The sequence below is a fragment of the Novosphingobium sp. KACC 22771 genome, from assembly GCF_028736195.1.
Classification (GTDB): Bacteria; Pseudomonadota; Alphaproteobacteria; order Sphingomonadales; family Sphingomonadaceae; genus Novosphingobium.
Map to the genome: position 1 here is coordinate 803,814 of NZ_CP117881.1, position 24,614 is coordinate 828,427.

The 24,614-nt window shown below is 65.4% G+C and carries 24 protein-coding genes and 1 pseudogene; 2 read left to right on the forward strand and 23 right to left on the reverse strand.

Annotation, left to right across the window (positions count from 1 at the left end; all coding sequences use genetic code 11):
- Positions 1-75 precede the first annotated feature (75 nt).
- From PQ467_RS03510 to PQ467_RS03585, 16 genes are all read right to left on the reverse strand, one after another.
- Positions 76-1,080, reverse strand: coding sequence for an adenosine deaminase (locus PQ467_RS03510; RefSeq protein WP_274175171.1), 1,005 nt, complete (start codon positions 1,078-1,080; stop codon positions 76-78).
- Between the two features lie 9 nt (positions 1,081-1,089).
- A complete protein-coding gene (guaD, locus tag PQ467_RS03515) occupies positions 1,090-2,349 on the reverse strand; it encodes a guanine deaminase (RefSeq protein ID WP_274175172.1) in 1,260 nt (419 codons plus the stop codon).
- Positions 2,346-3,248 (reverse strand): xanthine dehydrogenase accessory protein XdhC, encoded by a 903-nt coding sequence (gene xdhC / locus PQ467_RS03520; RefSeq protein WP_274175173.1) that lies wholly within the window; start codon positions 3,246-3,248, stop codon positions 2,346-2,348. Before xdhC ends, guaD begins: the two co-directional genes overlap by 4 nt.
- The gene (xdhB, locus tag PQ467_RS03525) at positions 3,245-5,530 is read right to left on the reverse strand and encodes a xanthine dehydrogenase molybdopterin binding subunit (protein ID WP_274175174.1); all 2,286 of its coding nucleotides are present in this window, start codon (positions 5,528-5,530) and stop codon (positions 3,245-3,247) included. Before xdhB ends, xdhC begins: the two co-directional genes overlap by 4 nt.
- Positions 5,523-6,932 carry a xanthine dehydrogenase small subunit gene (xdhA, locus tag PQ467_RS03530; protein ID WP_274175175.1) on the reverse strand — a complete coding sequence of 470 codons (1,410 nt, stop codon included), beginning with the start codon at positions 6,930-6,932 and terminating at the stop codon, positions 5,523-5,525. The genes xdhB and xdhA overlap by 8 nt, the downstream gene beginning before the upstream one ends.
- 1 nt (position 6,933) lies before the next feature.
- Entirely contained in the window at positions 6,934-7,284 is a 351-nt protein-coding gene (uraH, locus tag PQ467_RS03535) for a hydroxyisourate hydrolase (RefSeq protein WP_274175176.1), read from the reverse strand.
- Complete coding sequence (gene uraD / locus PQ467_RS03540; protein ID WP_274175177.1) at positions 7,281-7,721, reverse strand: 2-oxo-4-hydroxy-4-carboxy-5-ureidoimidazoline decarboxylase; 441 nt, start codon at positions 7,719-7,721, stop codon at positions 7,281-7,283. Before uraD ends, uraH begins: the two co-directional genes overlap by 4 nt.
- Positions 7,718-8,098: an oxalurate catabolism protein HpxZ gene (gene hpxZ, locus PQ467_RS03545; RefSeq protein WP_274175178.1), complete on the reverse strand. Its 381-nt coding sequence runs from the start codon at positions 8,096-8,098 to the stop codon at positions 7,718-7,720. Before hpxZ ends, uraD begins: the two co-directional genes overlap by 4 nt.
- Positions 8,095-8,988 (reverse strand): allantoinase PuuE, encoded by an 894-nt coding sequence (gene puuE / locus PQ467_RS03550; protein ID WP_274175179.1) that lies wholly within the window; start codon positions 8,986-8,988, stop codon positions 8,095-8,097. Before puuE ends, hpxZ begins: the two co-directional genes overlap by 4 nt.
- A complete protein-coding gene (locus PQ467_RS03555; protein WP_274175180.1) occupies positions 8,985-10,223 on the reverse strand; it encodes a pyridoxal-phosphate-dependent aminotransferase family protein in 1,239 nt (412 codons plus the stop codon). The genes puuE and PQ467_RS03555 overlap by 4 nt, the downstream gene beginning before the upstream one ends.
- Positions 10,216-11,442: an allantoate amidohydrolase gene (locus tag PQ467_RS03560; RefSeq protein ID WP_274175181.1), complete on the reverse strand. Its 1,227-nt coding sequence runs from the start codon at positions 11,440-11,442 to the stop codon at positions 10,216-10,218. The genes PQ467_RS03555 and PQ467_RS03560 overlap by 8 nt, the downstream gene beginning before the upstream one ends.
- Entirely contained in the window at positions 11,436-13,013 is a 1,578-nt protein-coding gene (locus tag PQ467_RS03565; protein WP_274175182.1) for a gamma-glutamyltransferase family protein, read from the reverse strand. Before PQ467_RS03565 ends, PQ467_RS03560 begins: the two co-directional genes overlap by 7 nt.
- A complete protein-coding gene (locus PQ467_RS03570) occupies positions 13,013-14,347 on the reverse strand; it encodes an NCS2 family permease (protein ID WP_274175183.1) in 1,335 nt (444 codons plus the stop codon). Before PQ467_RS03570 ends, PQ467_RS03565 begins: the two co-directional genes overlap by 1 nt.
- Positions 14,344-15,615, reverse strand: a complete 1,272-nt coding sequence (locus PQ467_RS03575; RefSeq protein ID WP_274175184.1) for an AtzE family amidohydrolase — start codon at positions 15,613-15,615, stop codon at positions 14,344-14,346. The genes PQ467_RS03570 and PQ467_RS03575 overlap by 4 nt, the downstream gene beginning before the upstream one ends.
- Complete coding sequence (locus PQ467_RS03580) at positions 15,612-15,791, reverse strand: hypothetical protein (protein ID WP_274175185.1); 180 nt, start codon at positions 15,789-15,791, stop codon at positions 15,612-15,614. The genes PQ467_RS03575 and PQ467_RS03580 overlap by 4 nt, the downstream gene beginning before the upstream one ends.
- Before the next feature lie 100 nt (positions 15,792-15,891).
- Positions 15,892-16,449: a phosphoribosyltransferase gene (locus PQ467_RS03585; RefSeq protein ID WP_274175186.1), complete on the reverse strand. Its 558-nt coding sequence runs from the start codon at positions 16,447-16,449 to the stop codon at positions 15,892-15,894.
- 181 nt (positions 16,450-16,630) lie between these two features.
- Between PQ467_RS03585 and PQ467_RS03590 the strand changes: the two genes are divergently transcribed.
- Entirely contained in the window at positions 16,631-16,921 is a 291-nt protein-coding gene (locus tag PQ467_RS03590) for an EthD family reductase (RefSeq protein WP_274175187.1), read from the forward strand.
- Positions 16,922-16,963: 42 nt separating this feature from the next.
- On the opposite strand, the gene PQ467_RS03595 is transcribed toward PQ467_RS03590, so the two are convergent.
- Positions 16,964-17,959, reverse strand: coding sequence for a 5'-methylthioadenosine/S-adenosylhomocysteine nucleosidase (locus tag PQ467_RS03595; RefSeq protein WP_274175188.1), 996 nt, complete (start codon positions 17,957-17,959; stop codon positions 16,964-16,966).
- 134 nt (positions 17,960-18,093) lie between these two features.
- On the opposite strand from PQ467_RS03595, the gene PQ467_RS03600 reads away from it, so the two are divergent.
- On the forward strand, positions 18,094-18,363 hold the full coding sequence (locus PQ467_RS03600; RefSeq protein WP_274175189.1) for a hypothetical protein: 270 nt from the start codon (positions 18,094-18,096) through the stop codon (positions 18,361-18,363).
- Positions 18,364-18,387: 24 nt separating this feature from the next.
- Here the strand turns inward: PQ467_RS03600 and PQ467_RS22725 are convergent, their stop codons facing one another.
- From PQ467_RS22725 to PQ467_RS03625, 6 genes and pseudogenes are all read right to left on the reverse strand, one after another.
- Positions 18,388-18,864, reverse strand: a complete 477-nt coding sequence (locus tag PQ467_RS22725; RefSeq protein ID WP_443192993.1) for a tannase/feruloyl esterase family alpha/beta hydrolase — start codon at positions 18,862-18,864, stop codon at positions 18,388-18,390.
- Positions 18,865-18,906: 42 nt separating this feature from the next.
- Positions 18,907-19,929 (reverse strand): annotated as a pseudogene (locus PQ467_RS03605) (tannase/feruloyl esterase family alpha/beta hydrolase); the annotation flags it as partial.
- Between the two features lie 111 nt (positions 19,930-20,040).
- Positions 20,041-20,496, reverse strand: coding sequence for a hypothetical protein (locus PQ467_RS03610; RefSeq protein WP_274175191.1), 456 nt, complete (start codon positions 20,494-20,496; stop codon positions 20,041-20,043).
- 112 nt (positions 20,497-20,608) lie between these two features.
- Positions 20,609-22,447 (reverse strand): DUF885 domain-containing protein, encoded by a 1,839-nt coding sequence (locus PQ467_RS03615; protein ID WP_274175192.1) that lies wholly within the window; start codon positions 22,445-22,447, stop codon positions 20,609-20,611.
- 166 nt (positions 22,448-22,613) lie between these two features.
- Complete coding sequence (locus PQ467_RS03620) at positions 22,614-22,784, reverse strand: hypothetical protein (protein ID WP_168604178.1); 171 nt, start codon at positions 22,782-22,784, stop codon at positions 22,614-22,616.
- Between the two features lie 97 nt (positions 22,785-22,881).
- Positions 22,882-24,477 (reverse strand): isocitrate lyase, encoded by a 1,596-nt coding sequence (locus PQ467_RS03625; protein WP_274175193.1) that lies wholly within the window; start codon positions 24,475-24,477, stop codon positions 22,882-22,884.
- Positions 24,478-24,614: the final 137 nt, after the last annotated feature.

Here is a 24,614-nt window from a genome sequence, read left to right on the forward strand (position 1 = left end):
TAGCGGGAAATTTGCCGTTTGGCTTGTTCTTTTTTTGGGGCAGGCCGAGTCGGGCGGCCCGTGGAGGCACAAAATCTAGTTTTGGCGGGTAAATTCCTCGATTGTCGCCAGATGTCGGGCAATCTCCGCCTCGTTCAGAAACGAGCCGGTAAAGCTGTTGCGGGCCAATTGTGCGATCTGGGCTTTGCCAAGGTTGCGCGCATGGGCCACTGCCCGGTAATTTTCGGCCACATAGCCGCCGAAATAGGCCGGATCGTCCGAATTGATCGTGGCGTTCAATCCCAGATCCAGCATCCGGTCGATGGGATGATCGGCCAGATCGCCCACCACGCATAATTTCAGGTTGGAGAGCGGGCAGACCGTCAGCGTCATGCCCGATTGCGCGAGCCGTTCAACCAGCGCGGGGTCTTCCAGCGCGCGGTTGCCATGGTCGATTCGGTCGACATGGAGCAGGTCGAGCGCCTCATGGACATAGGCGGGCGGGCCTTCCTCACCGGCATGGGCCACGCGCTTCAACCCTGCCTCTCCGGCGGCGGCAAACACGCGGGCGAATTTCGACGGCGGATGGCCCAGTTCGGACGAATCGAGCCCCACGCCCGCAATCCGGTCCAGCCATTTTTCCGCTGATGCCCATGTGGCAAAGGCGGCTTCCTCGTCCAGATGACGTAGGAAGCTCAGGATCAGTTTCGAGCTTACGCCCTCCACCGCCGCCATGCCCGAGAGCAGGCCCTCCATCACCACGTCAAAGGGAATGCCACGGTCGGTATGCGTCTGGGGGTCGAAGAAGATCTCGGCGTGGCGCACACCATCGGAGCGCGCCCGCGCAAAATAGGCGGCGGCCAGATCGTGGAAATCCTGCTCGGTCTGCAACACCTGCGCCCCGGCGTAGTAAATGTCGAGAAAGTCCTGAAGGTTCGAGAACTGATAGGCCGCGCGCACGTCCTCGACACTGGCAAAGGGGATCGCCACACGGTTGCGCCGCGCCAGTTCGAACATCAGTTCCGGCTCAAGGCTGCCCTCGATATGCAGGTGGAGTTCGGCCTTGGGGATGCCGGTGATGAAGGTGTCGAGGTCGCTCATGGCCTGATCCTATCGTGAATGGGCAAGGATGCCAGCGATATAGGTATGCGCCACGCAGCGGTCATCGCCCAGCACCTGCATGGCAAACAGCTTTTCCGCCAGCCCCGCGCCCTGCGTCCGCATCGCCAGCAAAGGCGTGGCGCCGGGATCGAGCACGATAAAGTCCGCCTCCTGCCCAACTTGCAATCCGCCGACCCGGTCCGACAGGCCCAGCGCCCGCGCCCCCCCGGCCGTCGCCAGATAGAGCGCGCGAAACGGATCGAGCACCGCGCCCCGCATCTGGCATACCTTATAGGCCTCGCCCTGGGTCGTCAGCATCGAGAAACTGGTCCCCGCGCCAACGTCGGTCCCCAACCCCACGCACACCCCGAAGCGATCTGCATGGGCCAGATCGAACAGGCCAGACCCCAGAAACAGATTGCTGGTCGGGCAAAAGGCGATTGAGGAGCCTGCCTCGCCCATGCGGGCCATCGCCGCGTCATTCATATGGATGCAATGGGCAAACAAGGATCGCGGTCCCACCAGCCCAAACCGGTCATAGGCGTCAATATAATGCGCCGCGCCAAAGCGCGCCTCCACCGCGGCGCATTCGCCCGTGTTTTCGGCCATATGCGTGTGCATCATCACATCATCGTGCGCCGCCAGCAGATCGCCAGCCACGCGCAATTGCGCATCGGACGAGGTCAGCGCAAAGCGCGGCGTCACCGCATAGCCCAGCCGCCCGCGCCCCCGCCACCGCGCGATCAGCGCCTCGCTTTCCCCCCGCGCGGCCTCCGGCGTATCGCGCAGACCTTCCGGCCCAAGGTCCATCAGCACCTTACCCGAAATGATCCGCATGTTGCGCGTCATCGCCGCCTCGAACAGGGCGTCCACGCTGCCCTCATGCACGGTGGCGAAGACCAGCGCGCTGGTTGTGCCGTTGCGCAGCAATTCGTCGAGGAAGAAGGCGGCCACTTGGTCGGCATGGGCGCGCTCGGCAAAGGCCTTTTCCGCCGGGAAAATATGCTGCTCCAGCCAGCTCAGCAATTGCTCGCCATGGGCGGCGATGCGCCCGGTTTGCGGATAATGGATATGGGTGTCGATAAAACCGGGCACGATCATGCCGGGCAGGCTTTCCACCGCCACATCGCCAAACCGCTCCGCCAGATCGGCATAGGCGCCCAGCGCCACCACCAAGCCATCCTCGACCACCAGCAGGCCATCGGGATAATGCTGGACCACATCGGGGGCTGGCGTTGTCAGGATCTCGCCGCGAAACGCATGGATCATGCCGCCTGCTCCATCGCCGCGCTTTGGGGCAGCGAAAGCAATTGCGCCAAGACCGCAATGGCGATCGTGTCCGGCTCCTTGCCGGTGATGCCGGGGATGCCGATGGGGCAGGTCAGGCGCGAGGCATCCACCCCCTCGGCCCGCAGCCGCGCCAGAAACCGCGCCCGCTTGGTGGCCGAACCGATCAGCCCGACGAACCGCGCCCGCGAACGCAAAGCCGCCGCCACCAGCCGATAGTCCAACCCATGGTCATGCGTCAGGATCAGCACCGCATGATCGCCCCTCGCGCTGGCCGCGCATTCGACCAACTCGTCCTCGGGCGCGATCACCACACCCGGCGCGTCATAGTCGGGGCGGCAGTCATACCACCCCAGCGAGAGCGGCAATCCGCCCATCCGCCTGGCAATCGCCCGCCCGACATGCCCCGCGCCAAACAGCATCAGCGGCAGGCGCTTGCAATCCTGCGGCTCGGCAAAGGCAAAGCCGGGGGCGGGCAGGGGGCCGCGCGCGGGGATCGCCATGGCGGACCTGTCGCCCAATGCGCGCCGCTCCACGCCTCCCTCGCGCAAAGTGGTCAGCGTGGGCGCATCAAACCATGCCGCATCGGCCAGGCGTTCGACCATCACCCGCACCCGTCCGCCGCAGCATTGGCCCAGCAAAGGCCCCAGCGGATAATCCTGCACCCGCCAGCTTCCCGCCGGATGGGCCAGAATGGCGCGGGCCTGCGCCACCAACTGATGCTCCAGCCGCCCGCCGCCGATGGTGCCCGCCATTTCGCCCGCCGTGATCGCCATGCGCGCGCCCGGCCCGCGCGGTGCCGACCCTTCGGTGGCCAGCACGGTGACGAGCGCGACGGGTTCGCACCCCAGCGCGGCGCGGGCCAGTTCCTGCCACATCATCGCGCCTTTAACTCCGCAATGGCCTGCAAAATCCGCTCGGGCGTGGCGGGCGCATCCAGCGCGGGCAGGCCGACACCGGGGGCTGCTGCCATCACCGCCTCGCTCAAAGCGCTGAACACGCTGATCGCCAGCATGAAGGGCGGCTCGCCCACGGCTTTCGAGCGGTGGATGGTGGGCTCGACATTCTCGCCGCGCTCCCACAGGCGGATGTCCATATGGGCGGGGCGGTCGCTGGCGGTGGGGATTTTATACGTGCTGGGCGCGTGGCTGAGCAAGCGGCCATCGGGATGGAAAACAAGCTCCTCGGTGGTCAGCCAGCCCATGCCCTGAACGAACCCGCCCTCGACCTGGCCCAGATCAATCGCCGGATTGAGCGAGCGCCCCGCATCGTGGAGAATATCCGTCCGCAGCACCTTATGCTCGCCCGTCAGCGTGTCGATCACCACCTCGCTGCACGCCGCGCCATAGGCGAAGTAATAGAACGGGCGGCCGTGATGCGCGGCGCGGTCATAGTGGATCTCGGGCGTGGCGTAAAAACCGCTGGCCCATAGTTGCACCCGCGCCATATAGGCCATGCGCGCCAGCGCGGCAAAGGGCAGCACCGCATCGCCCGCCACCACGCCCTCGGGCGTAAAGCGCACATCATCAACCGCCACCCCGTTTTGCGCGGCCAGCCATCCCGCCATCCGCCCCCTGATCTCCATCGCCGCATGATAGGCCGCCATGCCGTTCAGGTCCGACCCCGAAGAGGCCGCCGTGGCGCTGGTGTTGGGCACCTTGTCCGTCCGTGTAGCGGTGATGCGGATGCGCGAGAGCGGCAGGGCGAACACATCGGCCACCACCTGCGCCACCTTGGTGTAAAGCCCTTGCCCCATCTCGATGCCGCCATGGTTCAATTGCACCGAGCCATCGGCATAGACCAGCACCAGCGCGCCCGCCTGATTGAGATGCTGGGCGGTAAAGCTGATGCCGAATTTGACGGGGGTGAGGGCGATGCCCTTTTTAAGCACGCGGTGGGATGCGTTGAACGCCGCCACCGCCGCCCGCCGCGCCTCGTAATCGCAGGAGGCTGCCAGCTCCTCCATGATCTGGCGCGCGACATTATCGGCCACGCGCATCCCATAGGGCGTGATGTCGCGCCCCGGCGCATAGAGGTTGGCCCGGCGCACCGCCAGCGGATCGCGCCCCACGCTGGCCGCCACATCGTCCATGATCCGCTCGATGGCGATCATGCCCTGCGGCCCGCCAAAGCCGCGAAAGGCGGTGTTCGACACGGTGTTGGTGCGCAGACGGTGGCTGAGGATTTCCACCGCAGGCAGCCAATAGGCATTGTCGGCATGAAACATCGCCCGGTCGTTGATCGAGGGCGAGAGGTCCATGCTGATCCCGCAGCGCGAGGCCAGATCGAGCTTCAGCCCGGTCAGCACGCCATCGTCGTCAAAGCCGACATCATAGGTGATGACGAAATCATGCCGCTTGCCCGTCAGCACCATGTCATCGTCGCGATCATAGCGCATCCGGGCGGGCCGTCCGGTCTTCATCGCCACCAGCGCGCAGGCGGCGGCGGGCGCGGTGGCCTGCGTCTCCTTGCCGCCAAAGCCGCCTCCCAGCCGCCGCGCTTCCACCGTTACATCGGCGCTGGGGCGGCCCAGCAGATGGGCGACCAGATGCTGGACCTCGGACGGATGCTGGGTCGAGGACCAGACATGGGTCTGGCCGTCCTCCATCGGCATCGCCTGCGCGATTTGCCCTTCGAGGTAGAAATGCTCCTGACCGCCGATCTCCAGCGCCCCCTGCAAGCGGCGGGGGCTGGCGGCCAAGGCGGCCTCGGCATCGCCGCGCGCCATGCGCTGGGTCGGCTCGATATGGTCGCCTGCCGCCAGGGCCTGCGCCACGGTCAGATGCGCGGGCAGATCCTCATAATCCACCTTGGCCAATCGGGCGGCGCGGCGGGCAGAATCGTGGCTTTGCGCCGCGACCACAAACAACGGTTGCCCGGCAAAATGCACTTCGCCTTCGGCCAGCAGGGGTTCGTCATGGCGCAGCGGGCCGATGTTGTTGGCGCCGGGAATATCAGCGGCCGTATAGACCCCCACCACGCCCGGCGCGGCGCGCACCGCCGACAGATCGATGCCCAGCACCCGCGCATGCGCCCGCGCCGAAAGGCCAAAGGCCAGATGCAGCAGCCCGGCAGGCGCGGGCAGATCGTCAATATAGGCCGCCGCGCCCGTCACATGCAGGCGGGCGCTGTCGTGGATATGGGGCGTGTGAACCTCAGCCATGGCTCACCTCCAGCACGCTGACCGCCTCGCCGTTTTGGGCCAGCCAGAGGCGGCGCAGCAGATTGCCCGCCACGGCAAGGCGATAGGCCGATGATCCGCGCACATCGCTCAACGGCTGATAATCGCGGGAGAGAGCCGGGATTGCCGCCTCGATGCTGGCCTCCTCCCATGGTTTGCCGATCAACGCCTCCTCGGTGGCATGGGCGCGTTTGGGCGTGGCCGCCATGCCGCCAAAGGCGATGCGCGCGCGGGCAATCACGCCATCGGCCAGCGTTAGATGAAACGCCCCCAGCACCGCCGAAATATCGCTGTCAAACCGCTTGGACAGCTTGGTGATGGCGATCACCGCATCGGGCGCGGGGCGGGGGATGAAGACGCCTTCGACAAATTCCCCCTCGCGCCGGTCCTGCTTGCCATAGGCGAGGAAATAGTCCTCCAGCGCGATTTCGCGCCGCACATCGCCCCGACGCAGCGTCAATGTCGCGCCCAGAGCGATCAGCGCAGGCGGCATGTCGCCGATCGGCGATCCATTGGCGATATTGCCGCCGATCGTGCCCGCATTGCGCACCGGCGTCCCGGCGATCCGCCGCACCAGCTCGCCCAGATCCGGGTGGAGCCGCGCCAGCACATCCCAGGCATCGGAATAGCGCACCCCCGCGCCCAGCGTGACGCCCGCCTCATTCTCCTCAATCCCGCGCAGATCGGCCACATCGCCGATGAAGATCACCCGCCCGAGATCGCGCAATTGCTTGGTCACCCACAGGCCGACATCGGTGGCCCCGGCCACGATCCGCGCCTCGGGATAGTCCACCAACAGCGCGGCCAGTTCATCAACCGAACGCGGCGCATGCCAGTTATCGCCCTCGCCACGCGGCAGGGCGGCCAGACCCGCCAGCACATCGCCATCATCACGCGGGGCGGGGCGGCAAGCCGCCGCGCTGTCCAGTATAGGACCATAGCCGGTGCAGCGGCACAGATTGCCCGAGAGCACATCGGCCACCGGCCGGGGGCCATCGCGCCCCACGGTGCCCAATCCGCCCCGCGCGCGGCCTTCCATGCTCATGATGAAACCGGGGGTGCAAAAGCCGCACTGGCTGCCATGGCGCGTCACCATCTCGCCCTGCACCGCGCAGAGCCGGTCGGGCGCGCCAAGGCTCTCCACCGTCACCAGCGCCTTGCCGTCCAGCATCGGGGCAAACAGGATGCAGGAATTGACCGCACGCCATTGCACCGCCCCATCCACAGTCTCGCCCAGCAGCACTGTGCAGGCCCCGCAATCGCCCTCGCCGCAGCCCTCCTTGGTGCCCTTGCGGCCCAGCCTTTCGCGGATCAGGTGCAGCGCGGTTTCCTGCGCGCCCGCCTCGATTTCCATCACTTGCCCGTCGAGCAGAAAGCGGATCATCTCAACTCCCGCGATAGGTGGAATAGGAAAAGGGCGAGACGAGCAGCGGCACATGGTAATGCCCGCCGCCTTCGGCCCCGCTGCTTTGGGCTATGCCGAAATCAATCGAAACCTCGTCCAGAAACGGCGGATCGGGCAGGGCCACGCCCCGGTCCCGGAAATACTCCGCCACGGCAAAACTCAACCGATAGCGCCCCGGCGGCAAATCCGCAGGCGCCAAACCGGGCACGCGCCCATCCTCATTGGTCACCCCCTGTGCCGCCAGCCCATGCGGCCCGGTCAGCGTCACCGCCATCCCGGCGGCGGGCGTGCCGTGCATCGTGTCGAGAACATGGGTCGAAAGGCTGCTCATGGCCGATCCTCCAGCCGCAATTTGGTGATTTTTCCGATTTCGGCCAGCGCGGTGGCTATTTCGGTCTCGGTATCATGGGCCGCGCGGGCCTCCATCGCGGCCAATATACCAGCCTTGTCGGTCAGCCGCACGCAGATGATGAAAGGCATGTCATGGGCCGCGCGATAGGCGGCGTTGAGCGCATGAAACCGCGCATATTCCTCGGGCGTCAAACGGTCCAGCCCGGCGCTGGCCTGTTCGGCGGCGCTGGCCTGCGTCAGATTGCCGTCGATGGCCGCCTTGCCCGCCAGTTCGGGGTGGGCGCGGATCAGGGCCAATTGTTCGGCGCGGCTGGCGGCATGGACCACCGCCATCAGATCGGCATGGCGGTCGCCCGATGAAGGCGCGGCATCGGCGCGTTCCTCCACCCATGGCGAATGTTCGAACAGGGCGTTCAATGCGAATTCCCTTCCATGCTGACATGGGCCGAGACGACTTTCCAGCCATCGGCAAATTTCACCCAAGCCTGCGTCTGCCGCCCGCGGCGATCCGATCCTTCGCGGAAAAATTCAGCATCGGCCGTGGCAAAGGCATCGCCATAGGTGGTGATCGCAACCCGGCCCAGCCGCCGCTGTGGCGACCCGCCGCGCCCCTTGCGAAACTCCCGGATTTCCTCGATGCCATAGAGCACCTCGCCCACGCCATAGCGGTTGGTGGTGGGCGCATCGTGAAACAGCGCGTCCATCGCGGGAATGTCATCCGCCATCAGGGCGCGCTCATATTCATGAAACGCCGAAGTCACTTCGGCCAGCACGACCGGATCGTCGATGGTCATGCGCCGCCTCCATAGGGATGCGTGGCGATCCAGTGGCGCGCGATCTCGCGCCGCGTGGTGATCCACGCCGCGCCGCTTTCCATCACATGATCGAGGAAACGCGCCACCGCCCACGCGCGGCCCGGCCGCCCCGCGATGCGCCCATGCAGGCCAATGCTCATCATCCGCCCGCCTTCCTCGGCCAATTGGTCGAACGTGTCGCGCAAATATCGGAAGAACTGCTCGCCGTCGGTAAAGCCGTTGAGCGCGACCATCTTCATGTCATTGGCATCGAGGCTGTAGGGCACGATCAGTTGCGCTTTGCCGTGCCGGTCATCCCAATAGGGCAGATCGTCGGCATAGGAATCGGCATCGTAAAGAAACCCGCCCTCCTGCGCGACGAGGCGGGCGGTGTTGGGGCTGGTGCGCCCCTGATACCAGCCGAGCGGGCGCTCTCCGGTCAGCGCTGTGTGGATGGCGATGGCCTTGGCAATATGCTCGGCCTCGACCTCGGGGGCAATGTATTGATAGTCGATCCAGCGGTAGCCATGGGTCGCCATCTCCCAATCGGCCTTCAGCATGGCCTCGACCGCCGCCGGGTTCTGTTCCATCGCGGCGGCCACACCGAACACGGTGACGGGCGCGGCGCGTGTCGTAAACAGGCGGTGGAGGCGCCAGAAACCGGCGCGGCTGCCATATTCATAGAGGCTTTCCATCGCCATGGCGCGGGCCGGGTGGCGCGCTGCGCCCACCATGTCGGACAGAAAGCCTTCGGACAGTTCATCGCCGTAAAGCGGGCTGTTTTCCGCGCCTTCCTCATAATTGATGACGAAATTGACCGCCACGCGCGCCCCGCCCGGCCACCGGGCATCAGGCGGCGTTGCGCCATAGCCGATCAGGTCGCGGCTCAATGCTCATCCTCCCAAGCGGAGAGCGCGGCAGGCACGGCCGCGCCCAGCGGCACGTGATGACCCTGCGCGTTCAAACAAGCCTCCAGCGCGCCCAGCGTGAGCAGCACCTTATGCTTCATCGCATTATAGCCCATCGCGCCCAGCCGCCAGATCCGCCCGGCCAAGGGGCCAAAAGCAGTGCCGATCTCGATCTCGAAATGCTCGCGCATCGCGCGGCGGATCGCTTCGCCATCGACGCCTTCGGGGATGTAAACGCCTGTCACATTGGTCATCCGGTGCGCATTATCGCCAAACAGCGTCAGGCCCATCGCGCGAAGCCCCGCGCCCATCGCCGCACCCGCAGCGCGGTGGCGGCGGTATCGCGCCTCAAGCCCTTCGCCCAGCGCTACGCGGGCGCATTCGCGCGCGCCATAGAGCATGGATGTGGCCTCGGTGTGGTGGTTCAGCCGCTTCTCGCTCCAGTAATCCATCACCATGGCCAGATCGAAATAGTTAGAACCGATGCGCGGCCCATGGCCATCGACGGCGTCGGCGGCGCGAATACCCTTTTCATCATGGCGGCGGGCGAAGATCTTCTCGGCCGCCGCGTCCGAAATGGTGATCGGCGCGATGCCCGATGGCCCGCCAAGGCACTTTTGCAGCCCCCCCGTGACAACATCCACGCCCCAGCGGTCGGCGGCGATGTCCATCCCGCCGATGGTCGCGGTCGCGTCAATATAGGTCAGCGCGCCGACCTCTCTGGCAATCGCGCCAAGGCCGTCGAGCGGCTGGGCCATCGTGGTGGACGTATCGCCATGCACGCTGCAAATCAGCGCCGGACGGACGCGCAGCGCGGCATCGCGGATCGCCTCCATCGGCACGACCTCGCCCCATGGCGCATCGACGGTTTCGAACCGCGCCCCGATCCGCGTCAGGATCTCCTGCAAGAGCAGCCCGAAGCGGCCGAAATTGACCACCAGCGCGGTTTCTCCCGGCTGGATCAGGCTGACCAGCGCCGCCTCGATTCCCGCCCGCGCCGTGCCGTCCACCAGCATGGTCCAGCGGTTTTGCGTGCCAAAGACCGGGCGATAGAGCGCCATCACCTGATTCATATAGGCGGTCATTTCCGGGTCGAACTGGCCCAGCAAATCCGCGCTCATCGCCCGCAAAACGCGCGGATGGGCATTGACCGGACCCGGCCCCATCAACAGACGCTGCGGCGGGTCGATCTCGCCAAAGAGCAGCGGATCAAGCATAGGTTGCTCCCATTTTCTCGATAAAGCCCAGCATGACGGCCAAAGCCGCCTCGGCATCGGCGGGTTCGACATGTTCGGCCGGATTGTGGCTGATGCCGTCGCGACAACGGATGAACAGCATTGCGGTGGGGCACAATTGCGCCATCACCATCGCATCATGCCCCGCCCCCGACACCAGCCGCCGCGCAGGATGGCCGTTTTCCACCAAGGCGCTCTCCAGCAGGTCCATCAGCCGCCCATCGCAGGGGCTGGCGGGCAGATCGTGGATCAGCTCGAACGTGAAATCCAGCCTGCGCGCATCGGCAATTTCGACCATCGCATCAAGGATCCGCTCCGCCGCCCGGTTGCGCCGCGCCGCATCGCCCGCGCGCACATCGAGCGTAAAACGCACCTCGCCCGCAATGACATTGGCCGCGCCCGGCAAAGCCTCGATCCGGCCCACCGTGGCGACAAGATCGCTCTCATCCGCCCGCGCAATGGCCTCCACCGCCAGCACCATTTCCGCCGCCCCGGCCAAAGCATCGCGGCGCAGCGGCATCGAACTGGTCCCCGCATGGCCCGCAAGGCCCCGCACCACCATGCCATAGCGCAATTGCGCGGCAATCCCCGTCACCACGCCCAAGGCCAGCCCCTCGGCCTCAAGCACCGGGCCTTGCTCGATATGCGCCTCCAGATAGGCCAGCGCGCCGGAATGTCTGGCTCCGGCGAGCCCGTCGGGCGAGAGGCCATATTCGGCCAAAGCCTGCGCCAGCGTGATGCCTTTTGCGTCCGCCATTTCCGGCACGGCCTCCAAGACCCCCGCCACTGCCTTGCTGGTCAGCATGGCGGCGGGAAAGCGGCTGCCTTCCTCGTCGCCAAAGGCCATCACCTCGATGGGGAAGGGCATATGCCGCCCGGAGGCCGAGAGCGCCGCCACGCATTCTACCCCCAGCATTATCCCCAAAGGCCCATCGTAAAATCCGCCATCGCGCACGCTGTCCAAATGGCTGGCGATGATGAGCGGGGGCAGGTCCAGCGTGCCGGGATAGCGCCCGATCAGATTGGCCGCCGCATCGGTGCGCGGGGTCATACCCGCCTCGACCATCCATGCCGAGAGCTGTTCACGCGCGGCGCGATAGGCAGGGCTCAGCCATGCGCGATAGAGCCCGCCCTCCATGTCGGAAAAAGGCGCGCGGCCCAAAGCCTCGCAGCGTGCGACCGCTCGTGATCCGCCTACCATGCTGATGCCTCGCCATCGCTGCGCGGATCGGTGGCGCCTTCCAATCCGCCATCGGGGCGGCGGACAATCGCGCCCGCATGGCCCATCATCGCCGTGATCGGGCCAACGCGCTCGACATCATGGCCCGCCGCGATCAGCGCATCATAGACCTCGGGCGCAAACCCGTCCTCGATCTTCAGCGTGGTGGACTGATCCCCCCATGTCCGGCCCAGCAGCCAGCGGGGGGCGGAGATCGCCTCCTGAAGATCGGCGCCAAAGCGGGCATAGCGGGAAAAGATCGCGGCCTGCGTCTGGGGCTGGCCCTCGCCGCCCATCGTGCCATAGGCCATCACCCGGCCATCATCGAACAGCGCCAGCGCGGGATTGAGCGTGTGGAACGGTTTGCGAAAGGGTTTGAGCGCATTCCACCCTTCCGGCGCCAGACGAAACGATGCGCCCCGGTTCTGCCATATGATGCCGGTTTGCGGCAGGACGAGGCCGGAGCCAAATTCGAAATAGGTGCTCTGGATGCAGGACACCACTTGCCCCCGGCTGTCGGCGGCGGCGAACCAGCAGGTGTCGCCCCACTGGCTGGGCTGGGGCCATGGCAGGGCGCGGGCCGGATCAATCCGCGCGGCCATCGCGTCGAGCGCGGCGGCATCGTCGAGCAGGGCTTGCGGATCGCTCTCCATATATTGCGGATCGCCGCAATGGCGGTCGCGCCAGAGAAACGCCTGTTTGGTGGCCTCGACAAGACCGTGGATATGATCAAACCCATCCATCGCGCCTGCCTGCAAGCGGTCGAACAGCGCGAGGATCAGCAGCGAGGCCGTTCCCTGCGTCGGAGGGGCGGCATTATACAGCGTGCCATGGCTCGTCCGCACATGGGGCGGGGCGGGGCGGGTGGCGTGATGCGCGGCCATGTCGGAGGCCGAAACCGGGCTGCCCAGCGCGGCGAGATCGGCGGCGATGTCCGACGCCAGAGGACCGCGATAGAAACTGTCGAGCCCTTCCTCGTACAGGCGCCGCAGGGTGGCGGCCAGCAAGGGCTGGCGCAGAATATCCCCCTCGCGCAGGGGATGGCCATCGGGTTCGAACACCGATGCATAGGCGCCTGGCTGAATGCGCAATTCCGGCCCCTTGGCGGCGGCAATTTCGGCCCCGCCGCGCGTTACCGCCACCCCCGCCTCGGCATGGGCGATCGCATCGCGCAGCAGGCGCGCCAAAGGCATCGTGCCGCCATCGCCTTCCAACGCTGCCTGCCACCCGCTGATCGTTCCCGCCACGGTGTTGGCCGCCAGAGGCCCGCGCCATGGCACGGCCTCCAGCCCGGCATAGAGCGCCAGATCGGCCCGTTCCGCCGCCCCGCCGCAGCCATGGATGCCATGCACCCGCCCGTCTGCCTCGCGGATCACCCAGAAGCCATCGCCGCCGATGCCGGTCATATGCGGATAGACCACGGCCAAAGCCGCCGCCACCGCCACGCAGGCCTCGACCGCGGTTCCCCCATCCTGCAAGACCGACAGCCCTGCGCGGCTGGCCAGAAAATGCGGCGCGGTGACGATGCCCTGTGCGCCCCGGATGGTCCGCATCACGCCGCCCCCGAGAGCCAGACAAAGCGCGCGATAAACAGCCCCGCCAGCACCAGCAGCAGCCAGTCCTTTTGCGTGATCTTGCCCCGCACCAGCTTGATCAGCGCATGGGCGGCAATGCCAAAGGCCAGGCCATTGGCGATGGAAAAGGTGAGCGGAATGCCCGCCAGCGTCAGGAAGGCCGGGATCGCGGCCTCCGGATCGGTCCATTCCACATCGGCCAGCGGCACCATCATCAGCGCGCCCACCAAAATCAGCGCGGGCGCCGTTGCCGCGCTGGGCACCAATTGCGCATAGGGGGCGGCAAACATCGCGGCAAAGAACAGCACGCCCGTGACAATTGCGGTCAGGCCCGTGCGCCCGCCAACCTCGACCCCGCTGGCGCTTTCGACATAGGAGGTGACGGTGGACGTGCCCGCCACCGCGCCCACCATCGTGGCCAGCGAATCGGCCACCAGCATCCGGTTCAACCCCGGAATATTGCCTGCCGGTTCAATCAGGCCCGCCCGGCGCGTCACCGCCATCAGCGTGCCCAGATTGTCGAACAGATCGACGAACAGGAACACGAACAGGATCTCGAACACGCCAAGCCCCGCCTTGCCGCCAAAGCCGAAGACGCCGCCAAGGTCGAGCTTGCCCACCGTCTCGGTCATCGCCGCGATGGAATAGGGTTTTACGTCAAAGCTGACCGCGCCCACGATCCATGCCAGAACCGTGGTGGCCGCAATCGCGATCAGGATCGCGGCATTCACCCGCCACACATGCAGCGACACCACCAGCACAAGCCCGACAATCGCCAGAATCGGCCCCGTCTCATGCAGATTGCCAAGAGCCAGACCCGTGGCCGGGCTGTTGACCACCAGACCGCCGTTTTTAAGACCGATCAGCCCGATGAACAGCCCGATGCCCGCCGCCACCGCCGCGAACAGATGCGACGGGATCGCCGCCACGATCATCTGGCGTATCCCCGCCAGCGTCAGGATCAGGAAAATCGCCCCCGACACAAATACACAGCCCAGCGCCACCGGCCACGGCACATGCATCGACTGGACCACGGTAAAGCTGAAATAGGCGTTCAATCCCATGCCCGGCGCAAGGGCCAGCGGCGTATTGGCGATCGTGCCCATCAGGATGCTGGCAAAACCGGCGGCAAAGCAGGTGGCCGCCGCCACCCCCGCCACCGGCATCCCGGCCAGCCCGAGGATCGAGGGATTGACCAGAATGATATAGGCCATGGTCAGGAAGGTCGTCGCCCCGGCCAGCACCTCGGTGCGGATCGAGGTGCCCCTTTCGGATAGCGCGAAATGGCGGTCAAGGGTAGCGGTCAGGCTCATGGCGTGGGTCCTGTGGTGCCGGTGATCCCGGCGCGGTGAAGGTGGTGGGCAGCGTCGATCAGGCGCGCTTCGGCCCATGCGGGCGCGATCATCTGGACGCCGATGGGCAGGGGCGTTTGCGCAAGCGCGGGGACCGATAGGGCGGGCAGGCCAATAAAGCTGATCGGCTGGCAAAACATGCCGAGGTTGGCGCGGACGGGAACCTGCTCGCCCTCGATCTCGATGGTCGGTTCGCCGATGCGCGGGGCGCTGCATGGCGTGGCGGGGGAGAGCAGCAGGTCGAAATCTGCGAAGAGCGCGCGGGCCTGATCGGCGACGATCCGCCGCACCCTCCGCGCGGCCAGCAGCAGATCGGCAGGCATCAGCAATCCGGCCAGCATCCGGTCGCGCACTGCCGGATCGAAATCCATCGGGCGCGTCATCAGGTCGGCGCGGTGCAGGCTGCCCCCCTCCATCGCGGTCATGCAAAAGGCCGCCGAGCGCGCCTGACTGGCGCCGGTGAGCAGTGCAGGGGCGATGGAACAGCCCAGACCCGCCAGACCATCGGCCACATGGGCCATCGCGGCATGGGCCTCGGGCGCGGCGCCGGTGGCGAAGAACCCGCCAAGGACGCCCACGCGCAGGGGGGGCATGTCGGGCGATAGCGCCACGGGTTCGACCGGGCGTTGGCCTTGCGCCGGATCGCGCGGGTCGGGGCCTTGCATCGCGTCATAGGCGGCTGCCAGCATCGCCGGGGTGCGCGCAAACAATCCGGCATGGTCGAGGCTGTGGACAAAGGGATAGACCCCGGCGCGCGACAGGCGGCCAAATGTCGGCTTCAGCCCATAAACCCCGCAGAGCGAGGCTGGCACCCGGATCGACCCGTTGGTGTCCGACCCCAGCGCGACATCCACCAGCCCCGCCGCCACCGCCGCCGCCGATCCGCCCGATGATCCGCCTGCGATGCGGCTGGGATCATGCGGGTTGCGCGTGGTGCCGTAATGGCTGTTTTCCGTGGCAAAGCCATAGGCATATTCGTCCATGTTGGTCATGCCGACCAACCGGCTCCCCGCCGCCTTCAACCTTGCCACCAGCGTGGCGTCCTGCGCGGCCACTTTGCCGTCATCGGCGTTGATCCTGGACCCCGCCAGCGTGACATGACCCGCCACATCGAACAGATCCTTGGCGGCAAAGGTCGTGCCCGCCAAAGGTCCGTCCGGCGTGGGGCCATTGGGCAAGGGGCCGCCTTCGGGCAGGAGCGTAGTGAAGATATTGAGCGGGTCGATCATGGCGCGATCAACTCGGCAGGGTCCACCAGACAATCGTCTATTTCGCGCAAATGCGCGCCATGACGCGCCAGCAGCGCCAGATTGGCCATGATCCCGGCGCGGCATTCCGGTGGTGGGGCCAATCCCGCCACGCGCAGCAGGACATCGAGTGTCGCCTCATCGATGTCCCCGCTCATCTGGCCTCCGTTAATTGCCCCAACTCTCTTTGCCCCGGCGACCCTGTGCGAGAAAGCGCAAATTTTTGCCCCGCGCGTTGCAAAAATTCGCGCGCCCCTCTTATTCCTCCCGCAGGATGATCGCCGCCTCGGGCTTGTGCTTGCGGATTTCCTCCTTGCTCAGCCCGTCCACCTCATGGGGAAACACCAGCCATTCGTCGGTTTCATAGACATAGAAATCGGGCTTGATGTCCACTTTGGACCGGCTCGGCTTGTAATAAACGGTGGCGCTGCGGATCGTCTTGGGCGTGTTGTGGCGGCACCGCGCAGCCAGTTCCTTGAGGAACGCGGCGATCGAGCGCCCGCTGTCGAACACATCGTCGATGACAAGCAGCTTGTCGGTGGGTTCGAGCGTGTCGATCAGATAGCCCAGCGAATAGACCTGAACCTCGTCCTTTTGCGCGTCAATGCCGGTATAGCTGGCCGTGCGCACGGCGATATGGTCGGTCACCACGCCGTGATATTCCAGCAGCTCCTGAACCGCGATGCCGACAGGCGCGCCCCCGCGCCAGATGCCCACGATATGGGTGGGGCGAAAATCGGAATCGAGGATTTTATTGGCAAGGCGAAAGGAGTCGGCAAGCAGGTCATTGGCCGAGAGATAACGCTTTTCGATCATGGCAGAACGGCTCTTTTGATGTCGGATTGGGCGAGGTTAAACGCTTTACGCGCCCTTGAACAGGCTCGCGGGCAAAAGCGCGTAGGACCAAAGGGCAATTCGCCTATTGCCGATAATTGCGGCAAGTTGATCCCATACAAGCGACCCGGCGCGAAGCCGGGCGCGGGATGAGGAGAAGATCATGCCTACTCTGATTGTCAGCTATCCTGTTGGCGATGGCACCGCCTTTGACGCCGAATATTATGTCGAGACGCATATCCCCCTGGTCCGCACCTGCTGGACGCCCTATGGGCTGAGCGGCGCCGAGGTACTCCTGCCGCATGGCGAGCAGCCGTGGCACGCGGCGGTGCTGCTGCGTTTTGAAAGCAGCGAGGCGATCGATGCGGCGCTGAACGGGATCGAGACGCCCAAGGTGATGGCCGATCTGGCCAATTTCACCAATATCGCGCCGGTGATCTATCGGGCTTTCTGATGCTCTGAGCCGAAACTGACGTTTCGGCAGCCGGTGCCGCGCTCAATCGGGAAGCGCGGCCACAAACCGTTGCACCACCGTGGCCGCATTGCGCGCGGCGAGGCGGCCGAACACCCATGACTGGTTCGGCCCGGAATCGCCGCCCGCAAGGTCGGAGAGCGAGCGGAAGCCGATGAAGGGTACCTGATTGGCATAGGCGACATGGGCCGTCGCCGCCGTTTCCATGTCCAGCACCTGCGCCTTGAACTGGGCAAAGAGATATTCGCGATATTCGGCATTGTCGGCAAAGGCGGGGCCGGAAATGCCATTGCCGCCCACCATCACGCGCGGCTGGTGGTCGAGGCAGCGCCCGGCCTCGGCCGAAACGCCGCGCGTCTGGGGGATCGGCTCGTTGGCGGGCAGGCAGCGTTCGAGGGCAAAGCCCCCCACCGATTTGCGCGCCAGCGCCAGCAGCGCGGGATCGGCCGGAAACCAGCGGTGGCGCTTGGCCGGCTGCGTGGCATTGCCCACGCGCACCGTGCGCGGGATCATCATGCCGTAATTGCTCAGATGGTCCGGGTCGTCATAGATGTCGGGGCTGATGAACTGATCGCCCTTTTTGCGGCCCAGCGCGACCTCCATATACTGCGCCCATTGGTCGGCCACCACCACATCGCCCACCGACAGCGCCGGATCAATGCCGCCCGCAATGCCGGAAAAGACGATGCGTTTTACGTTGAACCGGTCGATCACCAATTGCGTGTTCATCGCCGCATTGACCATCGAGACGCCCGATTGCAGCAAGACCACCGGACGCCCCGCCATCGTGCCGGTCAGGATGGTCAGGCCGTTGATGTGATAGGCTTTGGGAGCTTTCACCGCGCCCTCCAGCGCCACCCATTCCGGCTCGAACGCGGTGATGATGACGGTGCGGGGGTTGGCGTCCAGCTTGCCCGCAGCGACAGCGGCAGGCTTGGCCGAAACGGGGGCCGCAACCGAGGCCCCCCCTATTGCCGATGTCGCAAGGGCAAGAGCAAGCAGGCAGCGGCGGGCGATCATGGCAAACTCCATTGCAGACATGGCCCAAGGGTGGGGCAGGGCCCAAGGTTGGAGCAGGGCGACGCGAGGTGTCAACCGGGCCGAATTGCGGATGGGCCTGTTCAAACCGGGCGCGATGGCGCAAGGGTCTCGCCATGGAACTCGATAGGCTGCTTCACCACTATTTCAAAACTGCCGATCTGGCCGATGTCGATCCCGATACGCTGGCGATGGGCTGTGAACAGCTTGCGCTCGATTTCGGGGTCGAGCAGGAGGGCGGGCGCAAATTCGCGCTCTGGGTCCTGCTCGATGCGCTGGGCATGGCCCCGCCGCCCGCCGAGGCGTTCAAGGACCACCCCGAACTGGTCGATCCGGCCTATGACTGGCAGCGGGCAACCTATCGGGCCGAACGCGACCAGTCTTAACGCGACCAGTCTTAACGCGCAGGGTTAACGCGGCGCGCAGGAATAGCGGCCCGGATCGCCCGAAAATTGCGCAAAACCGGGATAGGGACAAAGCGGCATCGTCTCGCTCCCGCTCCGGCGATAGGCGGCGACGGCCTCGGGCGCGCTGCCCTTTTCCACCCAATCGACCACTGCGCCCAGCAGGTCGAACGTGTCAAATGCATTGCCTCCGCCGCAATGGCCCATGCCCGGCACCATATAGAACCGGCTGGCATCGGTGAAAGCCGAGCCATTGGCCGCCGCCGCGCGCTGCCAATAGTCCCATGTGTCAAAGGCGGAGAACCACGGGTCGGATACGCCGTGATAGAACAGCAGCTTGCCGCCATGGCCCAGAAAGCCCGACAGGTTGGTCCAGCGGTCGGTGTCGGTCAGCCCTTGAACAAAATCGGCGCGGATTGCCTCAATTCGGGCGTCGGGGTCAAAAGTCAGATCGCGGATCGGGGGGCCAAGCGGGCCGGACATGCCGGTGGGCAGAAAACCGGGAATGCCGCCGCCCGTGGCGATGATGCCCGTGTCATAGGGAAAGGGCGAATAGAGCGCATGGCCCGCCCTGTCGCGCGGGGGCTGGAACGCGCGTTCGAGCACTTCGGCCTGTAGCGGCGAGAGGCAATTCTGCGTCGCGCCGGGCGCGCAGATCAGCGCGGCCGGGCGGAAATGACAGGCGGCCACATGGGCGATCATGCCATCCTTGCGCCCGTCCAGCGCGTCGCATTGGTTCAAGAGGCCATCAAGGATGGTCTTGCGGTCGGCGGCGGAAAAGATCTGGGCCGGAATCGGCAATCCGGCCGCATCGCGCGGGGCGGCCTGATTAAAGGTGATGGCGGCGTGCGTGGTGGCCAGATTGGAATTACCCGTCCGCATCGCGGGCGCCCCAATCACCAGTCCGTCAAACAATTCAGGATAGCGCTGGGCGGCCAGCATGGTCTCGCGCCCGCCGGTCGAACAGCCCGCCATATAAGAATGCGCGATCGGGCGGCGGTAATAGGCCCGCGTAATCGCCTTGCCCAGCAGCGCGACCTCTCGCACCGAGCTTTCGGCAAAATCGAGCGCGGCGCGTTGATCGACCATGAATTCCCGGTCGAACACCGCGCCCTTGTGGCCGCTGTCATGACTGATCACGGCAAAGCCGCGCGCCAGAGCGGGGGTCTTTCCAGAGGCCGCCGCGCCGATGGGCGGCCGCACCGAGCCGTTCAGCCCGCCCCCGCCTTGCAGCAGAAAGCGTCCCTGCCAGTTGGCGGGCATCGCGATGGCAAAGCCTATGCCATAGGCAACGCCCTTGGATTGGCGGGCATTGATCGTGCCTTCGACCCGGCAATGGGCGGGCAGTTCAACCGGCGGCGCGCCCATTTCGCCCGGCATCGAGCCCGCCGCGACCATCCGCGCCGAGGTGATCGCCACGCCGGGGCCGAAATTCTGGCGCGCCATGGCCGCACAGGTGTCCGCCGCCCCAAGCGCAGGCGCGGCGATCGCAGGAGAGGCGGCCAGCGGCATGAGCAGCAGGGCCGAGCGCAGGGAAAGCAGAGACATCGGGGGCGGTCCTCTCAACGCAGGCTTTATCAGCCTATCGTTGTAAGGTATGACAATCGCATCGCCCGCTGACAAGAAATTTCAGGCCGCAGCGCTTCGCCGCCGCAGCGCTCAATGCAATATGGTCCCGGCCGGAATTTCGAAATAGGCGCCGGTCGCCATCCGCCGCTCTGCGCCGTTGAGCGCGCCCGCCAGCGCGCCAAGGCAGGCCAGCGTCATGCTGGCCCCGCCCGAGGTGGTTTCCTCAAAGCGATAGGGCAGCAGCACCGAGGCCAGCGGCGTGCCGTCGGCCCCGCGCGAAAGGCAAAAGCCGCTGTCCTCGCCCATCAGGATCAATACCGCGCTCTCCAACGCGCCGACGGCCAGAACGGCCTCGATCCGATCGCGCGGCGGCGGCATCAGACCCTGCAGCAAAAGGGCTTCGGGCGCATGGTCGAGCAGGTCGAGAAAGAGGCGCAGCAGAGCGATCTCCTGCCCGGCCTGCGCGCCCTTGATGGTCTGGGCCAATTCGTCCAGCCGGTTGAACCATTCCGAGCGATCCATCGGGATACCATTGCGCGAGCCCATTATCTTCCTTTCGTTGTCGCGCCGCTTTTACACGAAGGGGTTGCCCCAGAAGCTTTCGGGCAACCCCAGTATTTTGCGCTAGGCGGTATCAACCAGTCGGATGCGCGGTTGTTTAACCCTTGGCCCGCGCCGCGATGCGTTCATCCACCCGCCGCTCCAGCATGGCCAGCGGCAGGATGCCGTCCTTGAGCACATCGTGGAACCAGCCCATGTCGAACTTGGCACCCAGCGCCTTCTGCGCCTTTTCGCGCTGGGCCACCCAGACGTTGTGGCCGATCTTGTAGCTGCACGCCTGACCGATCAGGCAGATATAGCGCTCGATCTCGCTCTGGCTGCGGCCGCGGACAAAGCCGGTGGTGTCCATCATATAGCGCGTGGCCTCCTCGCGGCTCCAGCGCTTGGCATGGATGCCGGTGTCCACCACCAATCGCGTGGCGCGGAACAGCAGCGATTGCAGATAGCCCGCCTCGTCCAGCCCCGGCAACGCGCCCAGTTCATAGGCCACCTGTTCGGCATACAGCGCCCAGCCCTCGGTATAGGCCGAATTGAACGTGTTGCGCAGCAAGAGCGGCAGATTGCCCGCGCGCCGCACATAGGAGAGCTGAAGGTGATGGCCCGGCACGCCTTCGTGATAGGTCAGATCGGGCAGGCCATATTTGGGCCAGTTGGCCGTATCGCGCAGGTTGATCCAATAGATCGCCGGGCGCGATCCGTCGAAGGGCGCGCGGTAATAATAGCCGTTGGGCGCGCCATCCTGAATTTCGACCGGCACGCGGCGGATTTCCAGCGGATCGTTGGGCGGATCGTTAAACGCCCCGCCCAGCCTTTGCTGCATCGCCGTCACGCTGTGGTTCAGGCTTGCCAGCAGCGCGGCGCGGCCTTCGTCGGTGTTGGGATAAAGCTGGTCGGCGCGGGTGTTGAGCGCGGCAAGACGCGCGCCGATGGTCCCCTGCGTCATGCCATTGGCGCGCAGCACCTTGTCCAGGCGGGCCGAGAGGTCGGCCACCTGGGCAAGGCCGATCTTGTGGATCTCCTCGGGGGTAAAGGTCGTCGTGGTCGCCTCGGCCAGGGCGGCGGCATAGATCGCCTCGCCATCTTTCACGCGCCAGATGCCGTCGCCCGCCGGGGTCTGACCTTTCAGGCTCTCGACAAAGGCGATCTGGCGGTCGAGCGCGGGATAGACCTTGGCCGCGATGATGGCGGCGGCGCGCGCCTGCCAGTCGCCCGCGATGCCCGCCTTGGCCGAGCGGCGCGCCAGCGAGGTGGCCATGCCGCTTTCCTCCGGCTTTGCCCCGCGCAGCGCCCGCATCTGCCCCAGCGTCAGATCCAGCGACCAGCCCGGCGCGACCAGCCCGCGCGCGATCCGCGATTTCTGCTTCTCGCTGTCCTGATCAATCGCCCGGTCAAAGGCATCGAGCCGCGCCAGATAGGCTTCGGCATCCTCTTTGGTCGCCACCGGATGCTGGCTGTCGAGGAAATCGGGCACTTCGAAATAGGCGCCGTCGGCCTGCGAGAGGACATAGGGCTGCTCCACGCTCTCGATGCCCGATTTGGCCGAGGCGATGGCGCGATCCTCATACCACAGCGCCAGTTCGCGCTGCTGCGCCGCGGTGGGCGAGAGGGTGGCCGGGTTGATCGCGCGCAGCGCGGCGGCGGCCCGGCGGTGATCGGCCAGCACGCGCTCGAAACCGGCGGCGCTGCGATCGTTCAGCTGCGAGCGCAGCGCGGCGCGCTCATCCTTGTCCAGCCCGATCGAGGTGGCATCCTGCGGCGCAAGGGCGAGGCGTTCGTAAAAGATCCGGTCGGTCAGCGCGACGAAATCGGCGTCTGCCTTGCCGGATGCCTTGTCCGATCCCATGCCGGACACGTTGCCCGCCGCCCGCGCCGCGCCCGGCAGGGCGGCCGCCAAAGCCGCACCGGCGCCCGAGGAGAGGAATGCGCGTCTTTTCATATCTGTCTTCCCCGCAAAACTTTCTGACGCGCGGTGGTGTATCAGCAGGTCGCTAATTGACAAGAATGAAAGTAAGCGCGGCCATAAAGGAAGGCCCGCCGGATCGCTCCGGCGGGCCTCAAGTCGACTCCTCCCCAGGAGTTCAAACGAAATTGTCTTCTCCGGTCTATCGGCGCGTCACACTGCCCAGCCGGTGATAGAGATTGGAGAACTTGGCGGTTCCCGGCGCGTCCTCATGAGCGCGCAGATAAAACAGTACCGCTTCCTGCAAGAGCCGGAAGTCCTCGGTCGAGAGGACGGCGCGGGCGCGGGCGGGTTCGCGAACTTGGGTCGTCATCGTCTTTCTCCTCGTTGCAAGAAGGGTTGGGCAAGAAGGGTTGGCATTAAAGAGTGGGAACGGCCCCGGCCTACTGGAGCCGTTCCCATCGCGGCATTTACGCTGCGAATTGATTCATCGTGTTGTGGACCCCGCCGGCCTTCAGCGCGGCTTCGCCCGAGAAATATTCCTTGTGATCGTCGCCAATGTCGCTGCCCGACATGTTCTGGTGCTTCACACAGGCGATGCCCTGGCGGATTTCCTGACGCTGCACGCCCTTGACGTAACCCAGCATACCGGCCTCGCCGAAATATTCCTTGGCCAGATTGTCGGTGCTCAGCGCCGCCGTGTGATAGGTGGGCAGGGTGATCAGGTGGTGGAAGATCCCCGCCTGAGCCGCCGCGTCACGCTGGAAGGTGCGAATGCGTTCGTCGGCTTCGATCGCCAGTTCGGTGTCGTCATAATCAACGCTCATCAAACGGGTGCGGTCATAGGCCGAGACATCCTTTCCTGCTTCGACCCAGGCGTCGAACACCTGCTGGCGGAAGTTCAGCGTCCAGTTGAACGAAGGCGAATTGTTGTACACCAGCTTGGCATTCGGGATCACCTCGCGGATACGGCTGACCATGCCGCCGATCTGGCCGATATGCGGCTTTTCGGTTTCGATCCACAGCAGGTCCGCGCCGTTTTGCAGCGAGGTGATGCAGTCGAGAACGCAGCGGTCTTCCCCGGTGCCAGTGCGGAACTGGAACAGGTTGGAGGGCAGGCGCTTGGGACGCATCAGCTTGCCGTCGCGGGTGATCAGCACGTCGCCGTGGGTGATCTGATCGGCGGTCACTTCGTCGCAGTCGAGGAAGCTGTTGTACTGATCGCCGATGTCGCCCTTTTCGCGGACATAGGCAATCTGCTTGGTCAGCCCCGCGCCCAGCGAGTCGGTGCGGGCCACGATCACGCCATCATCAACGCCCAGTTCGAGGAAAGCGTAACGCACCGCGCGGATCTTCGCGAGGAAGTCTTCGTGCGGAACGGTGACCTTGCCGTCCTGGTGGCCGCACTGCTTTTCATCCGAAACCTGATTTTCGATCTGGATGCAGCAGGCGCCCGCCTCGATGAACTTCTTGGCCAGCAGATAGGTGGCTTCGGCATTGCCGAAACCGGCGTCAATGTCGGCGATGATCGGCACGATATGGGTCTGGAATTCGTCGATCTTGTGCAGGAGACGATGGGTATTGACCGCATCGCCGGCTGCCTTGGCGGCGTCGAGTTCGCGGAACAGGCCGCCCAGCTCGCGGGCATCGGCCTGGCGCAGGAAGGTGTAAAGTTCTTCGATCAGATCCGACACGCTGGTCTTTTCATGCATCGATTGATCGGGCAGCGGCCCAAATTCGCTGCGCAGCGCGGCAACCATCCAGCCCGAAAGATAGAGGTAGCGGCCCTTGGTGCTGCCGAAATGCTTCTTGATCGAGATGAGCTTCTGCTGCCCGATGAACCCGTGCCAGCAGCCCAGCGACTGGGTGTAATTGGCGGGGTCGGCGTCATAGGCGGCCATGTCCTGGCGCATGATCTTGGCGGTATAGCGCGCAATATCAAGGCCAGTGCGGAAACGGTTCTGCAGGCGCATGCGGGCGACATTGGCCGCGTCGATGCCGTTCCATGTGTCGGTGTTAGGACCAATGGCCGTGTTGGCTTCGGCGATGGTGGACTGGTACGTCATGGCTTCAACTCCCGCTGGGTGTAACGCGCCCGGTCATGGTTGGGCATCTGCGTTGTTGAAGCCTGTTTATGCCGTGGCGCGATTCGAGAAAATTCACGGCGAGGTGTGGCTGTAAAACTTTACATCTTTTGTCTGTA

What these genes read in the sequence shown, in the direction of transcription:
- PQ467_RS03510 (WP_274175171.1), bottom strand. Translation starts at nt 1,080, where the DNA reads ATGAGCGACCTCGACACCTTCATCACCGGCATCCCCAAGGCCGAACTC.
- guaD (WP_274175172.1), bottom strand. Translation starts at nt 2,349, where the DNA reads ATGATCCATGCGTTTCGCGGCGAGATCCTGACAACGCCAGCCCCCGAT.
- xdhC (WP_274175173.1), bottom strand. Translation starts at nt 3,248, where the DNA reads ATGATGTGGCAGGAACTGGCCCGCGCCGCGCTGGGGTGCGAACCCGTC.
- xdhB (WP_274175174.1), bottom strand. Translation starts at nt 5,530, where the DNA reads ATGGCTGAGGTTCACACGCCCCATATCCACGACAGCGCCCGCCTGCAT.
- xdhA (WP_274175175.1), bottom strand. Translation starts at nt 6,932, where the DNA reads ATGATCCGCTTTCTGCTCGACGGGCAAGTGATGGAAATCGAGGCGGGC.
- uraH (WP_274175176.1), bottom strand. Translation starts at nt 7,284, where the DNA reads ATGAGCAGCCTTTCGACCCATGTTCTCGACACGATGCACGGCACGCCC.
- hpxZ (WP_274175178.1), bottom strand. Translation starts at nt 8,098, where the DNA reads ATGACCATCGACGATCCGGTCGTGCTGGCCGAAGTGACTTCGGCGTTT.
- PQ467_RS03555 (WP_274175180.1), bottom strand. Translation starts at nt 10,223, where the DNA reads ATGCTTGATCCGCTGCTCTTTGGCGAGATCGACCCGCCGCAGCGTCTG.
- PQ467_RS03560 (WP_274175181.1), bottom strand. Translation starts at nt 11,442, where the DNA reads ATGGTAGGCGGATCACGAGCGGTCGCACGCTGCGAGGCTTTGGGCCGC.
- PQ467_RS03565 (WP_274175182.1), bottom strand. Translation starts at nt 13,013, where the DNA reads ATGCGGACCATCCGGGGCGCACAGGGCATCGTCACCGCGCCGCATTTT.
- PQ467_RS03570 (WP_274175183.1), bottom strand. Translation starts at nt 14,347, where the DNA reads ATGAGCCTGACCGCTACCCTTGACCGCCATTTCGCGCTATCCGAAAGG.
- PQ467_RS03575 (WP_274175184.1), bottom strand. Translation starts at nt 15,615, where the DNA reads ATGATCGACCCGCTCAATATCTTCACTACGCTCCTGCCCGAAGGCGGC.
- PQ467_RS03580 (WP_274175185.1), bottom strand. Translation starts at nt 15,791, where the DNA reads ATGAGCGGGGACATCGATGAGGCGACACTCGATGTCCTGCTGCGCGTG.
- PQ467_RS03585 (WP_274175186.1), bottom strand. Translation starts at nt 16,449, where the DNA reads ATGATCGAAAAGCGTTATCTCTCGGCCAATGACCTGCTTGCCGACTCC.
- PQ467_RS03590 (WP_274175187.1), top strand. Translation starts at nt 16,631, where the DNA reads ATGCCTACTCTGATTGTCAGCTATCCTGTTGGCGATGGCACCGCCTTT.
- PQ467_RS03595 (WP_274175188.1), bottom strand. Translation starts at nt 17,959, where the DNA reads ATGATCGCCCGCCGCTGCCTGCTTGCTCTTGCCCTTGCGACATCGGCA.
- PQ467_RS03600 (WP_274175189.1), top strand. Translation starts at nt 18,094, where the DNA reads ATGGAACTCGATAGGCTGCTTCACCACTATTTCAAAACTGCCGATCTG.
- PQ467_RS22725 (WP_443192993.1), bottom strand. Translation starts at nt 18,864, where the DNA reads ATGTCCGGCCCGCTTGGCCCCCCGATCCGCGATCTGACTTTTGACCCC.
- PQ467_RS03610 (WP_274175191.1), bottom strand. Translation starts at nt 20,496, where the DNA reads ATGGGCTCGCGCAATGGTATCCCGATGGATCGCTCGGAATGGTTCAAC.
- PQ467_RS03615 (WP_274175192.1), bottom strand. Translation starts at nt 22,447, where the DNA reads ATGAAAAGACGCGCATTCCTCTCCTCGGGCGCCGGTGCGGCTTTGGCG.
- PQ467_RS03620 (WP_168604178.1), bottom strand. Translation starts at nt 22,784, where the DNA reads ATGACGACCCAAGTTCGCGAACCCGCCCGCGCCCGCGCCGTCCTCTCG.
- PQ467_RS03625 (WP_274175193.1), bottom strand. Translation starts at nt 24,477, where the DNA reads ATGACGTACCAGTCCACCATCGCCGAAGCCAACACGGCCATTGGTCCT.